This window comes from Candidatus Blochmanniella pennsylvanica str. BPEN (assembly GCF_000011745.1).
Classification (GTDB): Bacteria; Pseudomonadota; Gammaproteobacteria; order Enterobacterales; family Enterobacteriaceae; genus Blochmanniella; species Blochmanniella pennsylvanica.
This window is the reverse complement of the sequence record NC_007292.1, coordinates 52,338-67,474: the sequence shown is the minus strand read 5'-3', so window position 1 is coordinate 67,474 and position 15,137 is coordinate 52,338. Positions and strand designations below refer to the sequence as shown.

Sequence of the window (15,137 nt, the reverse complement as noted above, 5' to 3'; positions counted from 1 at the left end):
AAAACACATCAGAATGGTACACATGGTCATTTTTATTATCAAAAAATATAAAACCCTACATTTCTCTTATTATTGATAATAATTAGTTTTTTATTACATATTATAATATGTATGAAAAAATTCTAGTCGTTCTAAAAAGAAACCTAATACAATAAATACAAACACCCACAAAAACGAACTGATCCAATTGAATAATTGAAAACGAAAGGAACTTAGCCCAGATATTCCTGCAATAACAGGTAAAACGGTTCGCACAAATGCTATAAAACGACCAATAAAAAGAGCGGACAATCCATGTTTATGGATCATATAATTCGCTCTTTGATAAAATTTATTAGGTAACAGAGATAGCCAACGTTTTAAAATTTTATTATTCTCCAAAAACTTACCTTGTAAATAACTAATCCAACTGCCTAAGCTTACAGCTATCGTTAAAATTCCTAAAGTAATAGCAAAGTTTAAAACACCTTTTGCGACTAATACCCCTAATATCACTAACAAACTATCTCCAGGCAAAAAAACAGCTGGAATAATAGCATTTTCCAAAAAAAGAATAAGAAATGCTAACGAATAAATAGCTAATGCTAATCTCACATTAGGGAAAAACACAATATTGTTTTGCCATAAAACTACGTTTAGTAATTCTTTTAAAATATTCATTACTTACTGAATTCCATAGCGCACAAAATATTTAATTATTCAAATAAATATAATTTATATTAGCAAATTTACCCTAATTAAATGACTTTTCCTTTAACAGCGTAAATATACTACCTCATTAAAATCTAAAATAACACCCTGATTCCATTTCAAAATAAATAATTTCTAATTAATTACTATAATTCTCAATTTTTTTCAGAAAAATCGTTATAAAAACAACCAATCTATAATTTTTTATAAAGCATATCAGCATATAATGTTGATATCTATTTATATCTTCTTATATCATAACGTCTTTTGATAAAGACTACTATTATTTTATTCTTATTAAATTTAGTTTAAAAATATGTATTCCAACTACTAATTAAATCTTTAAAAAATTAAATTACAATACGTACAAAACATATCTATTCTAAAAACAACAACCATTTCTCATAAAATATATTATGATCAACAACTCACAAATTATTAAATGTAATTTTGATTACTATCTAAATACAATTTAGATAATCTTTCCTGAAGAAACATTATTTAAATATACAATACTAAAAATATCCTGCATTATGAAATAATAACAACAGCATACACGATGACTATATTCAAAATTTTTTAAAAGGAGTTAACCGATAAGCCGGGTTCTGTCTCGGACAATCATTCATCTAAACTAGCATTCACACACTAGTTTCAGCAGCTTACCCAAGTTCAGTACGGACCATACTGTTGAACTTCTATTTAGCCTTGCTCCGAGTGGAGTTTACATAACGCGAATTGTTACCAATTCGGATGGTGTGCTCTTACCACGCCTTTTCACCCTTACCCATATTATTCTATAACATATTATAAATAATTATCGGCGGTTTTCTTTCTGTTGCACTTGTCGTAGATTAATATCCCCCAGGTGTTACCTGGCACTCTGCCCTTTGGAGCCCGGACTTTCCTCCCCTTCATTTGTAATTACAACAACTATATAATCACTTGTAAACACAAAAAAGCAGCGATTGTCTAGTTAACTCCTCAAAATATTATAACCATTCTTTCTATACTATGTCATCAATCAATAACATCTAATCCATTAATTTTATTTAATTTTTCATCTATATACTGCTTATAAAGCATATTCTTTTGCACACCATATATATATCCTGCTAAAATTGCAGCTCTTTTTACAGGTAATTCAGATGCTAATAATCGCATGACCCGAAGTATTTTTGGAGACAATTCATTCTTTTTCAAACAATTTCCTGCTACAACTAAAACTATTTCACCTTGAATCCGGAAATGATCTTTTTGTACCCAAGATAATAATTGACCAACAGGAGCCCCATAAATAGATTCCCATATTTTAGTTAATTCTCGAGCTAACACAACATAACGATCTAACCCAAAAACACTAACCATGTCTTTTAAAGTATCTATTATACGATGTTTTACATCATAAAAAATTAATGTACGTGATTCTTCTGATAAATCTCGTAAACGATCTATGCGTAATTTATGTTTATGTGGTAAAAATCCTTCAAAACAAAAACGATCCGATGGTAAACCAGATCCACACAATGCAGTAATAGCAGCACATGGACCAGGCAAAGGAATAACTCGAATTTTTAATTTCTGACAAGATTGCACTAAACAATATCCTGGATCATTAATCAATGGAGTACCCGCATCGGAAACCAAAGCGATACTCAATCCTCTTTGTAGTTTTGAGATTAACATTGGTATTCTTTTGTATTCATTGTGCTGATGTAATATATATAAAGATGTATGAATAGAAAAAAAATCTAACAATATACGAGTACGACGTGTATCCTCTGCTGCAATACAGTCTACTTGACGTAACACTGATAAAGCCCGATACGTAATGTCTTGTAAATTTCCAATAGGAGTCGGCACTATATACAACGCAGATACAAAATTGGGTATTGATGGCAGCATATTCTTCACATATCAATATCTACTACAATAGATCTCATACTTATCAAATAAACAAAAAATATTTGCACATTCTTTATTAAAACTTCAACATACTAATTTATCATTCTAATACGGAATTTTTATAAAAATACAAATAACTCAACCCATTATCTATTGCAATTAAATTGCACTACAAATATGCGGATAAATAATATTAAATTTAATGAATTAATCTTATTTTTTTAAAAAATTCTAATATATTTCTAGTGTGCAGCTCTCAAAATATACTTTTAATGTATTTGACAACATTAAATAACAACAATTTTTAATTATAACATAATTTTTCAACAAAATCCTCTATTCATGTGGTATACTCTAAAAACAAATTGTAAATATGATTAAATATTTAAAATAAATTTTAAAAATATATTATAACTTTTATATATACTTTAATGATTATATTATACTATATCTATGACATAATTACTATTGCTAGCTTTACATCTCAAAATAGTGTATTTAAAATAAGTCTACTCATCAATCTAATAAAAACCAACATTAGTATTATATTTTTCGGTTTCGAATACGTGAATGCGTGCACATGAATACTTCATGTCATATATCACAGGCATTATTAATTTTATTTTCTATATTAATGTTACAAGCTTGTTGTTCAGGTATGTTAGCTATTGGGACTGCAGCATTTATAACTACAGCATGGAATGATCCTCGTACTATAGGCACGCAATTAGATGATAATATCTTAGAAAATCATATTGCTTATGCTCTTAAAAAAAACAAACACATTAAAAAATCAACAAGAATAAAAAACGCTGTATACCAAGGCAATGTGTTATTGACTGGACAAACTCATTCTATGTCTTGCGCTGAAGAAGCTATAAAAACAGTAATGAAAATTAATGGAACAAAAAACATTTATAATGCAATTCGTCAAGATAAACCAATATGCATACAATCTATTCTTACAGATATTTGGATTAGTACTCAAATACGCTTAAATTTTTTTATAAAAAGTAATATACATGCCTCCAATATTAAAATAATTACAGAGAACAAAGAAGTATTTCTTTTGGGACAAGTTACTCATGAAGAAAGTAAATGCGCCGAAAAAATAGCACATGCAATAGACGGAGTAAAAAATGTATTTACTGCTTTTTCCTATACTTCTTAAAATTTAGCGTAATTATCAGATCATACATTATACTATCTTCTACTATCACATCCTTAAAACTTTTTACATGAGCCTACACATAGATAACGCTCACAAACATTATTAAAAAACATTTATTCTCATGATATTCTTATTAGAGATTCGTTTTAAACCTAATTTTTAGCCACCTTTTACTTTATTCCCATTCAATACTACATACTAAAATAACATTTTAATTCCTACTATATTTAATAATGGCTATTGTTCGCTAAGACTCAGAGATAAAATTATAAAATGACCTTAATTGAAGCACATACTACACAAAAAAATTAATTAATATACTTAATTTACACATCTATAAGTTTGCTTTATTTTAAATGCACTTACAAATATACAACATAACGATACTCTTACCGATAAGCTTTAAATCTTTTGAATTTTATATTGTGCTTTCATTTACACCCATAATCAATTCTTAAGAAGAATACATTTTAAAAAATATAATAAAATATCTAATTTACAAAAAAAATAATGTCCTTATGGAATAAGGATACACTTATTAAATTTATTAAACTAATAATAGTTAAAACAATGCACTATGGATAAACTCTCACTGCCTAAATATCAATTAATACAATACTTACATACAGCTACTATATAATCGACGGTAACAAATACATAAACCCATATTAGATGAATAAAATTCATCTAATTAATTAAACAAAAATTAACAATACCATTAAAAATGGTAATAACATCACCCTATACATCAATTAAATAAATATAAGCGAGATTATTGAGATTCCTCCATAAATTATGTAAATCACATCTTTTATGATAAGAATATGTTTTCTCCTTACATTTAAATTAAACTAATTCTAATTTTCACTAAAAAACATCGTATACTGTTATATCAAAAATAATTTCATCTGTATGAACAGAACAATAGTTACTTGTTGTATCAATTAAAATCACATGATTACTATGCATCCACTATTAAAACGAAAACCATTATAAATTATATAATATACTCAAATAATAAAAATTATATATAAAACAACAATTATAATCATAACAAAGGATGGTTATCTCCTGTGATAAACATACTCTTGTTACTAATCGTTTAAAATTATTCTCAAATAAACATCAAAAAGCATAATATCCGAGATTTAACTAACCACTTTTTTGGACGAGATTTTTATTTTTTCGTGTTTAATTATAAAAGTAGTTAGTTAAATCTCGGATATTATGCCTATCTTTAAATGCGATCTACAATCCTAAAAGTAATAAATAAAAAATAAAAATAGATTTCTAATCTTCTCTAAGAAATACACATCTACCAATTATAATCAACACTTGCCCAATACGCTGAAATTGCATATATTCAATTTAATTATCAATCACACCTGTCGATTAATTACATCTAATACTTACTATAATTTTTTATTCTTGATAATAATTTTATATATAATTGTTGAGATAATACCAATTAATACATATATTACAATAAAAGTATTAACGCTTAGAAAACTGAGGCCGCCTGCGTGCTTTACGTAAACCCACCTTTTTTCTTTCTACTTCTCTAGAGTCCCTAGTAACTAACCCAACTGATCGCAATACACCCCGTAACTTCTCGTCATACTGCAATAATGCACGTGTCATGCCATGACATATCGCTCCAGCCTGACCAGATATACCTCCTCCTTTTACAGTAATATATATATCTAATTTATCTAATAAATTAGTAATTTTCAAAGGCCTAATAATGATTGACTGTGTATTGTTTCTAGGAAAATATTGATCTAATGTACGTTTATTTATAATAACTCTTCCATTACTTATCCCAGACTTAATAAACACACGAGCAGAAGCAGTTTTTCTTCGTCCAGTACCATAATATTGATTTAAATTCATACTTTATTTTCCATCTCTTTTTATTCATTAACAATCTATATCTATAAATTGAGGTTCTTGAGCAGCATGCGCATGTACATTTCCTGAATACACTCTAAGTCTACAATACATCATGCGCCCTAAGGGGCCTTTAGGTAACATACCCTTTACTGCAATTTCAATCACCTTTTCAGGATATCTATTTATCATCCTTTTAAAATTTAATTGCTTAATACCTCCAATATATCCAGTATGATGATAATATATTTTATCATCACGTTTATGGCCACTTACAGATACCTCTTTTGCATTTAAAACAATAACATAATCTCCAATGTCGACATGAGGAGCATATTCTATTTTATGCTTACCAATTAAATATCTAGAAATCACGGTAGATAAACGACCAAGTATCTTATGCTTAGCATCAATAATATACCATGTTTTCTTAATTACATGTGATTTTGCCATAAAAGTTTTCATAAAGATAAACCCAACTCAATATAAAAATTCAATCATATTAACTAAATATGAAGTAATTAATAAATATAAAAATAAGATACCTGATTGCTGTAAGGCACAGCGTGCTGCTATTAAAATCAAATGTCTCCAACATCTTTGAACCTAAAACAAGTATACGTTAGTATTTACTTCATACAATATTTTTGTTCTAAAATATATATATATCAATTAAAGCAAATAATTGATATAATTAAGAGACGTTTTAGCATCATTTCATTTTTAAAATTATTCAAATATTTATTTTAAAAGAATATTACTAAAACCTCTATCTATTTACTTACTTCATAGCATTCTATACGAATACTTATTGATAAAGAAAATTAAGTAGAATAAAATTATACTATACAACGTACGTCGTAGCTAATAGATAATTGGATACTTACCACTTGAACTATTATACCGATAACATATCAACATATGCAAAAATTATATATCAATCAGTTAACATACAAAAATGAACACATAAATAAAATAATTTAGGAGTATTATCATGATATGGATATGTATATTAGTAAGCTTAATAATTGGAATTATTATAGGAGCATTTATAATGTATTATAAAGCACGCTATTTACTACATAATCAAAAAACTTTATATAATGAATTACAAGATAAAAAAGTTAAACTAAATGAATACCAAAAGGAATTAAGTAATCACTTTATTTACACTATAAAATTATTAAACAAAATAGAAGATGATTACCGTCACTTATCTCATAACGTCAAAAAAAGCGCTAATTTTTTTTTACCAAATACACATATACAAGATGATATACACGCATTTAATACAAAAAAAACAACTATAAAAAACGAACAATTACCAATAGCAGCGCCGTTAGATTATTCCAGTAATACGGAAAATACAATAAAAAATCATGATAATGAATAATATAAGGAAACTTTTATTAGTTTATATAAATTATTCGATTTCTTATTATACTATGCACATAGTATAATAATATGCAATATAGGTAATTCATCTGTCTAAATCTATTGTGGACGTTAAAAATTACCAAAAATAAAATAGAAATTCGAATTTTAGTAATTAAGACTCTATGAACATTTTTAAAACAATATTATTCTTTATATAATATAACTAATTAAATTAATTACCTATGAAGATAACACATTTCCTAAAAATATTAAGTATATTATTCACATTGGGAATTTCATATGCTGAATCTTCTATAAATCACACAACATTTTCTACAGAAATATCGGGACTCTTACCGAGTTTAGCTCCCATGTTAGATACAGTACTGCCAGCAGTAGTAAGTGTACATGTTGAAGGTATTCAACCTGCGAGAAGACTTACATTGCCTAAAGAATTTAAATATTTTTTTGGACCAGATATCCCTGGAGGAAATTTTGGATCTAGACCATTCGAAGGACTAGGATCTGGAGTGATTATTAACGCTAATAAAGGCTACATTATTACCAATAACCATGTTGTCAATGGTGCAGATAAAATTAAAATACAACTTAACGATGGTCGCGAATTTGACGCTAAACTAGTAGGACATGATGAACAAACTGACTTAGCATTACTTCAATTATTAAAATTTAAAAATCTCTCTGAAATAAAAATGGCTGATTCTGATATTTTGAAAGTTGGTGATTTTGCTGTTGCGATTGGCAACCCCTTTGGATTAGGTCAAACAGCAACTTCTGGTATTATATCAGCATTGGGAAGAAGTGGTTTAAACCTTGAAGGATTAGAAAATTTTATACAAACTGATGCCTCCATAAATAGAGGAAATTCTGGAGGGGCACTAGTAAACTTACATGGAGAATTAATTGGAATTAATACTGCTATTTTAGCGCCTGGAGGAGGAAATATTGGCATTGGTTTTGCTATTCCTAGCAACATTGTGAAAAATTTAAGCCAACAATTAATTGAATTTGGAGAAGTAAAAAGAGGTCAATTAGGAATAAAAGGCACAGAATTGACCGCTGATATCGCTAAAGCACTTAATATCGATGCGCAGCGTGGTGCATTTGTCAGCGAGGTGCTACCAGGTACTGCAGCCGCTAAAGCAAATATTAAAGCGGGGGATATTATTGTATCCATAGAAGGAAAACCAATAAAAAATTTTGCAGAACTAAGGGTGAAAATTGGTACTACTACTCCAGGTAAAATTATAAAACTAGGATTATTACGAGATGGGAAAATTCAAACAGTATCAGTTTTATTAGATGATAGTACCTCTGTGAGTACCAGCGAGGAAATGTTAACCCCAGCATTACAAGGAGCTTCTCTAAGTAATGGATATTTAAAGGATGGAACAAAAGGAGTGCAGGTTGAAGACGTAGTGAAAGATTCTCCAGCTTACTCTATTGGCCTACAAAAAGGCGACATAATTGTTGGACTGAATCGTACGAAAGTACACAATTTATCTCAATTACGTAAAATTTTAAATGAAAAACCATCAGTTATAGCACTTAATATTATGCGTGGAGATACAAATATATTCTTACTACTTCGTTAATTTTGACTCTATTTTAAACAACATCACAACTAAAAAAATGATAATAAACCTATACTTCATGAAGCCATATCAATTGAAATTGATATTTCAACACATTAAAAATTAAATATCATAAATATACGAATAATTCTAATTAATATTTTAAAAATTATTATAAATCGTATTTTAATACATATTAAAATAAATTGTGATTATTTGGGATAATATTAATTAACTCAGAAATATATCTTCTAATAATATCACTAAAAATCATCGAAATTAAAAATTGTTACACACCTGATAACAAGACTATTTATTAGTAACCCGTTTTATATGAGCTCCCATATTTCTTAACTTTTTTTCAATATGATCATATCCTCGATCAATATGATATACACAATCCACTATCGTCAAGCCTTCAGCAATACAACCAGCCAATACTAAGCTTGCAGAAGCCCGCAAGTCCGTTGCCATAACTTGAGTACCAATTAATGAATCAACACCATGACAAACAATCATATTGTTTAATATTTTAATACGAGCTCCCATACGAACAAGCTCTGGTACGTGCATAAACCTATTTTCAAATATAGTCTCTATAATTTTTCCCTTTCCTTTGGAGACTATATTTAATAAAGTAAACTGTGCTTGCATATCAGTAGGAAACCCTGGATACGGCTTCGTGCATACAGTAACAGCTTTAGGTCTTTTCCCATGCATGTTCAAACCGATCCAATCTTTACCCATATTAATATCAGCACCAGATTCACGTAATTTTTTTATCACAAAACGCAACGTATCCGGACGAGACCCCAAACATACTACATTTGTACGTGAAACAGCGGCAGCAACTAAAAAGGTACCAGTTTCAATGCGATCTGGCATAATTGAATACTTTCCCCCTCCTAATTTTTGAGCCCCTTCGATAGTAATTCTATTGCTTCCAGCTCCGTTAATATTAGTTCCTAACATAATAAGAAAATTAGCAGTATCAACAATCTCTGGTTCGCGAGCAGCATTATCAATGATAGTAACTCCCTCTGCTAATGCAGCAGCACTCATGATAGTAACCGTAGCTCCAACACTGATTTTATCCATGATAATATGAGCACCATGTAATCGTCCATTCACAGAAGCTGTAACATACTCTTCTTCTAAGATAATTGTTGCCCCCAACTGCTCCAAACCATTAACATGTAAATCTACTAATCTTTTCCCAATTGAACATCCTCCAGGTAGCCAAATTTTACCTTCTCCAAACCGTGCTACTAATGGTCCTAATGCCCAAATGGAAGCACGCATGGATTTAACTAGATCATAGGATGCACAGCACGTATTAACACTACTAGTATCTACAAAAACTACATCGCAATGATCCACTTTTGCTCCAAGTTGTGTTAATAATTTTATAGTAACATCAATATCTTTTAATTTAGGCACATTAAAAATTTCTACCGGTTCCTCAGTTAATAACGTAGCAAACAAAATTGGTAATGCAGAATTTTTAGCACCTGATATATTCACTTCACCACTTAAAGGAGTAGGACCATGAATATAAAATCTATCCACTGTCATGACCTAATATCAATCATTATAATTAATTCATATTAATTTAAAAATTACTTCACACCCCGCATAATCCACGCTTTTTGTTCCATTCCTGAGGATTAAATGCTTGAATAGATATTGAATGAATTTCATTATTTAATATATACTTCATAAGAGGAGCATATATAATTTTATGCCGTTCTAATTCAGTCATACCATCATAAAAAATATGACTTACAGCAATAATTTGATAATTATCCTTATATAAAGAGACATATGCTTCATCTAATACCAAATTTTTTAATAAAATACTTTTAATATCATCCACGTCCATAATGTCCACCATTTGAATAATTATAATAACAGCAAAACGCAGAATTATGTTCTCATATTTTTATGCCATAGAATTATTATTCTATTGTTGTTTTTATTTCAAAATATCAATCATTTATATTTCATTATGCATTTAAATAATGCATGATTTAAACTAAAATAACTAATATAACTTAATTAATTAGTTGCTATTCTCACTTTTTCTAAGAAATAAATTACAATATAAAATATTCACAAAATAATCAAAAAATATCAATACTTTCCGTTATTAAATAGAATATTTTTATATAATTATATTAATATGCATAAATATGAAAAACTCTATATTTCTAAGAAATAAAAACATATAACAATATCCTTTCAACTATAAATCAAAATAATTATATATCTCATTCCTACAATATCAGTATTTGCTGCTAAAATATTTATCCAAATATGAAAAATAAATAAGATCTAATTCTATTTTTTGGCATAAATACTATAAATAACTATTCTTGTTAAAATATATATTATTGTATCTATAAGCTGTAATGTTCTATATTGAAAAAGTTTTATTTTAATTATTAATTCAATAATAATATTATATACAAAAAACATATACTTAATATATCAAAATCAATTATAATCCCTTTTAATCAGGACAATTATATTCATTTATAATAAAAATAAAAATTGATTATTTATATAATCTATCATATAATTAACTGGTACAGAGTTATCATCTCCCTTTAAAGAGAGAGATATTGATCATAAGCAGCATCTATACAATTAAAAATTATTTTTTATTTATTATAAATATAAAGTCTATTTTATTTGTAATTGCTCAATACAAATACACATATTCTTATAACTTCAATACTAAAACTTTAAAGAGTAATAAAATTATAATTGATATTATTTACTATTGTAATTCATACAACCCTAATGTACATATCAATGATTATTTAATTCACATTAATATTATTAGTCGCTAATTTAAACTAATGTCAACTATATCTTAATAACTTTTAATGATGAAACAATATTCACATATTAATACTAAAATCACACTAAATGTTGTAATGCATCCGTTCAATAAACATCAAATAAATAGCACTTTACTTACATTTTTATATACACTACATACAATCAATCAACAACTATAATTAATAATTTCTCACACTATCTATCATGGATAGATGATATCTTTAACCATTTTAGGTTATACATATTTTTAATTATTAATATCATCAAAAATAAATAACAATTTAACAAAAATTTTAATAATTCTTGAATCATCACTATCGATCAATAAATAATATTGGATAATCTAATTCTAGCGTAAATGTAATTTAATACCTATAGTTAAATATTCTTAAATGAAAATTTTCTTATAAAGTTCAAATACCTTCCAATTTTCAATTTTTAACTTTATTAAAAATCAAATTCTTCTTTTTTAATTTTTAAAAATCATAATAACACTTTTTATTTAAATACACTCTAATACTTATTTTCAAAAAATCACTTAACGCTTATATCTTTATTTATAAAGCAACTGTCAATCATTCCATCTATTATTAATAATCTATTATTTTAATTATTTATACTCTATATTCTAACTATATTTATCATCATAAATAACAATTTAATTTTAAGAATAATATTTTTCTATAAAAATAAAAAATTAAAATATACACATCCGATTAATGTAATAAGTTATAATATATAATTTATTTAATATTTTTACTGAAACATTAAAAACTCATTAAGTGATCACAGACACTCTGTCTACCATATTAACGAATAAATAACAACAAATCTTTAACATAAATAATCATTAAGAATGATACTAAATTAATCTTTTATAAAGATTATACATCATATATTTTAATGATAAAATATTCCTGATTGCTCCATATTTTCACCTAAAAACATAATTATTTTTATGACACAAGTTATTTTTCTAAAATACGCATAATACTTCATTACAAATATATATCAAAAATTAAGAATCTATTTTCTGTATATAAATACATATATGATATGCATTATGATTTTCATCATTAAAATCTATTTAAAAAATAAATTTAGGTGTTTTATTTAATTACTTATTAAATAATTGCAAATTTATGTAAATCAACAGTAATTGTGTTTTTTACATTAAAATTCATTAATTAACTAACAATTGCTCACATTGAATATATTCATATATAATGAATACTATTTACACGACTTAGCAATGCTACTTAACATACGCGATCTTGTTATAGATAAAGGTTTGAAAATACACAATATCCCGCAAATCTGTATATCACAGAAACAAAAAAATTATATAATATAATATGCCAACAATATTAATATGAAGTATTAACAACTATATTTATAATTTATATCTTAATACAATTTTCTTATGCATTGTCTTGTAAAAGACAATCTAAAAATATTTAATATTATATATCTTAAATATCTAGTTATTTTAATATGTATTTCATGCAAAAAAAAGTTAAAACCAACAATCGTAACAATAATATTAAATCATAACCATCTCTCCAAGAATATCTTTTGTCGTTTAAAAATAAAAAATATTAAATTACAATCATTAAATATGAGATCCCACATAATGTTTTATATTTCAAAATCACTGAAAAAAAATAAAAAATACACTTTTATTTCAATTTTATTCGTATTGATAATAATCTTGCTATCTTTTATTATAAAAAAATCATTAATTATGTTTAATGCATCATTACACCCATTAACTCGGAATGATATATGCACTCATCAAGGCACCGATGTAACGATTAACGTATATAGTAAAACAGGACAACTGAAATTTAAATTGACAGCGCACCGCATTCAACATTTTTCAAATCAAAGAATTACTTTGTTTACATGTCCTAGCATTATAGCTTTTGATGACAAAAATATCCCAACATGGAAAATTACAGCAAATCAAGCTAAACTAAGTTACAAAACAACACTACACTTATACGGATATGTATATATCAATAATTTAATACATAATAGATACTTTCAATCCATTATTACAAATCAAGCGATAATTAACTTAATAACTCAAGATATTATTTCAAACAAAAAAGTAATTATACATGGTCATTATTTTTATTCTATTGGGATGAAAATACATGCCAATTTACATACACAAACGGCAAAATTAATTGATAACGTACAAACTTGTTATGAAATCCAACGCATATGGTAAATACAAAATAATACTTACTTATATCAATATACTTTTAGCGTTTACATATTCTCATGCTTTAGCATACAAAAAATCACAAATACTTCAAATATATTCTGAATGTCAATCAATTAATATGTTGACTAATACAATAATCTTTACAGATCGAGTTATGCTTAAATATAAAAACATTGATCTTTACGCAGATAAAATATTAATCTCTCATACAGAAGATACACATCATCTATCCATGATAGAAGCACACGGAAATCCTGTTACTTTAAATCAAACACAAAAAATGGGAAATATGATATTTGCTCAATCATCGATAATACATTACAATACCAGCGATGACACTATTACTCTAATTGGTAATGCTTATATAAAACAATCAGGAAATTCTATACAAAGTGATAAGATCATATACTCAATAAAAAACAAACAAATAAAAGCCATTTCCAACCAAGGAAATAAAGTTATAACAATTTTATCAAAAAAATCCATCTAAAAACATATTTAACAGACACTATATAATTAGTTATAGTTTAATTTTATGACAACACTGACTATAAAAAATCTATCTAAAATTTATAAAGGACGATATGTAGTTAAAAATATAAGCTTATACATAACTTCTGGAGAAATTGTTGGATTATTAGGCCCAAACGGATCAGGAAAAACTACGACATTTTATATGATATTAGGAATTGTTCAACACAATTCCGGTAGTATTTTAATTGGCGAAAAAGATATTAGCACGTTACCAATCTATCGTAGAGCTCGATTAGGGATTGGCTACTTGCCTCAAGAAAGCTCGATTTTTCGTCGATTAACTGTATTTGACAATTTAATGGCTATATTACAAACTCAACGTAATCTTAATACAAAAAAACGTAATAAGCTTATTATAGAATTAATGAATAATTTTCATATTAGTCATTTAAAAAATAATATTGGACAGACATTGTCTGGAGGAGAACGAAAACGTGTAGAAATTGCACGAGCATTGGCTGCTAATCCTAAATTTATATTACTTGACGAGCCATTTTCTGGAGTCGATCCAATTTCAATAACAGATATACAAAAAATTATTAAACAACTTAAAACCCGAAAACTTGGAGTACTAATAACCGATCATAATGTAAGAGAAACATTGCGTATATGTGAGCGAGCATATATAGTTAATCAAGGACAATCAATTGCTCATGGATCTCCTAATGAAATATTAAATAACAAACACGTACAACAAGTATACTTGGGAGATATATTTAAGCTATAAGACACGATATAAATCGTATTTATATATAAAATAATTTAACCAAACAATTTTAACAATTTAAAACTCAAAAACCACACCGAATAATTTAAAAAATAATTTGTAATATACATATTACAAATATCATGTAAATTAATCTATAAATAATCAAATTTAACACTCTAAATTAAA

The 15,137-nt window shown here is 26.8% G+C and carries 12 protein-coding genes and 1 other RNA gene; 6 read left to right on the top strand and 7 right to left on the bottom strand.

Features of this window, described 5'->3' with window-relative positions; genetic code table 11:
* Positions 1 to 93 precede the first annotated feature (93 nt).
* From BPEN_RS00265 to rsmI, 3 genes are all read right to left on the bottom strand, one after another.
* Entirely contained in the window at positions 94 to 660 is a 567-nt protein-coding gene (locus tag BPEN_RS00265) for a DedA family protein (RefSeq protein WP_011282608.1), read from the bottom strand.
* A 611-nt stretch (positions 661 to 1,271) separates the two neighbouring features.
* Positions 1,272 to 1,674, bottom strand: an RNA gene (rnpB, locus tag BPEN_RS03280) — RNase P RNA component class A.
* Between the two features lie 36 nt (positions 1,675 to 1,710).
* A complete protein-coding gene (rsmI, locus tag BPEN_RS00260; protein ID WP_041567529.1) occupies positions 1,711 to 2,595 on the bottom strand; it encodes a 16S rRNA (cytidine(1402)-2'-O)-methyltransferase in 885 nt (294 codons plus the stop codon).
* A 580-nt stretch (positions 2,596 to 3,175) separates the two neighbouring features.
* Between rsmI and dolP the strand changes: the two genes are divergently transcribed.
* Entirely contained in the window at positions 3,176 to 3,766 is a 591-nt protein-coding gene (gene dolP / locus BPEN_RS00255; protein ID WP_011282606.1) for a division/outer membrane stress-associated lipid-binding lipoprotein, read from the top strand.
* 1,494 nt (positions 3,767 to 5,260) lie between these two features.
* Here the strand turns inward: dolP and rpsI are convergent.
* Together rpsI and rplM are read right to left on the bottom strand one after the other, a co-directional pair.
* Positions 5,261 to 5,659, bottom strand: coding sequence for a 30S ribosomal protein S9 (gene rpsI, locus BPEN_RS00250; RefSeq protein ID WP_011282605.1), 399 nt, complete (start codon positions 5,657 to 5,659; stop codon positions 5,261 to 5,263).
* A gap of 27 nt (positions 5,660 to 5,686) precedes the next feature.
* Positions 5,687 to 6,121, bottom strand: a complete 435-nt coding sequence (gene rplM, locus BPEN_RS00245; RefSeq protein ID WP_011282604.1) for a 50S ribosomal protein L13 — start codon at positions 6,119 to 6,121, stop codon at positions 5,687 to 5,689.
* A 529-nt stretch (positions 6,122 to 6,650) separates the two neighbouring features.
* Between rplM and BPEN_RS00240 the strand changes: the two genes are divergently transcribed.
* Entirely contained in the window at positions 6,651 to 7,049 is a 399-nt protein-coding gene (locus BPEN_RS00240) for a YhcB family protein (protein ID WP_011282603.1), read from the top strand.
* Between the two features lie 226 nt (positions 7,050 to 7,275).
* Complete coding sequence (locus tag BPEN_RS00235; protein ID WP_011282602.1) at positions 7,276 to 8,649, top strand: Do family serine endopeptidase; 1,374 nt, start codon at positions 7,276 to 7,278, stop codon at positions 8,647 to 8,649.
* Positions 8,650 to 8,937: 288 nt separating this feature from the next.
* Here BPEN_RS00235 and murA read toward each other — a convergent pair whose 3' ends face one another.
* Together murA and BPEN_RS00225 are read right to left on the bottom strand one after the other, a co-directional pair.
* On the bottom strand, positions 8,938 to 10,203 hold the full coding sequence (murA, locus tag BPEN_RS00230) for a UDP-N-acetylglucosamine 1-carboxyvinyltransferase (RefSeq protein WP_011282601.1): 1,266 nt from the start codon (positions 10,201 to 10,203) through the stop codon (positions 8,938 to 8,940).
* 49 nt (positions 10,204 to 10,252) lie between these two features.
* Complete coding sequence (locus tag BPEN_RS00225) at positions 10,253 to 10,510, bottom strand: BolA family protein (protein ID WP_041567528.1); 258 nt, start codon at positions 10,508 to 10,510, stop codon at positions 10,253 to 10,255.
* 2,583 nt (positions 10,511 to 13,093) lie between these two features.
* Between BPEN_RS00225 and lptC the strand changes: the two genes are divergently transcribed.
* From lptC to lptB, 3 genes are read left to right on the top strand one after another with little or no spacing between them, the layout of a single operon-like run.
* Positions 13,094 to 13,711 (top strand): LPS export ABC transporter periplasmic protein LptC, encoded by a 618-nt coding sequence (gene lptC, locus BPEN_RS00220; RefSeq protein ID WP_011282599.1) that lies wholly within the window; start codon positions 13,094 to 13,096, stop codon positions 13,709 to 13,711.
* The gene (gene lptA, locus BPEN_RS00215) at positions 13,689 to 14,198 is read left to right on the top strand and encodes a lipopolysaccharide transport periplasmic protein LptA (protein WP_011282598.1); all 510 of its coding nucleotides are present in this window, start codon (positions 13,689 to 13,691) and stop codon (positions 14,196 to 14,198) included. Before lptC ends, lptA begins: the two co-directional genes overlap by 23 nt.
* Positions 14,199 to 14,243: 45 nt before the next feature.
* Positions 14,244 to 14,969, top strand: a complete 726-nt coding sequence (gene lptB / locus BPEN_RS00210) for an LPS export ABC transporter ATP-binding protein (protein ID WP_011282597.1) — start codon at positions 14,244 to 14,246, stop codon at positions 14,967 to 14,969.
* Positions 14,970 to 15,137 lie beyond the last annotated feature (168 nt).

Bases quoted from the DNA above. Each gene is read 5' to 3' on its own strand.
- BPEN_RS00225 (WP_041567528.1), bottom strand. From the start codon at position 10,510: ATGGACGTGGATGATATTAAAAGTATTTTATTAAAAAATTTGGTATTA.
- murA (WP_011282601.1), bottom strand. From the start codon at position 10,203: ATGACAGTGGATAGATTTTATATTCATGGTCCTACTCCTTTAAGTGGT.
- lptA (WP_011282598.1), top strand. From the start codon at position 13,689: ATGAAATCCAACGCATATGGTAAATACAAAATAATACTTACTTATATC.
- BPEN_RS00240 (WP_011282603.1), top strand. From the start codon at position 6,651: ATGATATGGATATGTATATTAGTAAGCTTAATAATTGGAATTATTATA.
- BPEN_RS00265 (WP_011282608.1), bottom strand. From the start codon at position 660: ATGAATATTTTAAAAGAATTACTAAACGTAGTTTTATGGCAAAACAAT.
- lptB (WP_011282597.1), top strand. From the start codon at position 14,244: ATGACAACACTGACTATAAAAAATCTATCTAAAATTTATAAAGGACGA.
- dolP (WP_011282606.1), top strand. From the start codon at position 3,176: ATGAATACTTCATGTCATATATCACAGGCATTATTAATTTTATTTTCT.
- rpsI (WP_011282605.1), bottom strand. From the start codon at position 5,659: ATGAATTTAAATCAATATTATGGTACTGGACGAAGAAAAACTGCTTCT.
- rplM (WP_011282604.1), bottom strand. From the start codon at position 6,121: ATGAAAACTTTTATGGCAAAATCACATGTAATTAAGAAAACATGGTAT.
- rsmI (WP_041567529.1), bottom strand. From the start codon at position 2,595: ATGCTGCCATCAATACCCAATTTTGTATCTGCGTTGTATATAGTGCCG.
- lptC (WP_011282599.1), top strand. From the start codon at position 13,094: ATGAGATCCCACATAATGTTTTATATTTCAAAATCACTGAAAAAAAAT.
- BPEN_RS00235 (WP_011282602.1), top strand. From the start codon at position 7,276: ATGAAGATAACACATTTCCTAAAAATATTAAGTATATTATTCACATTG.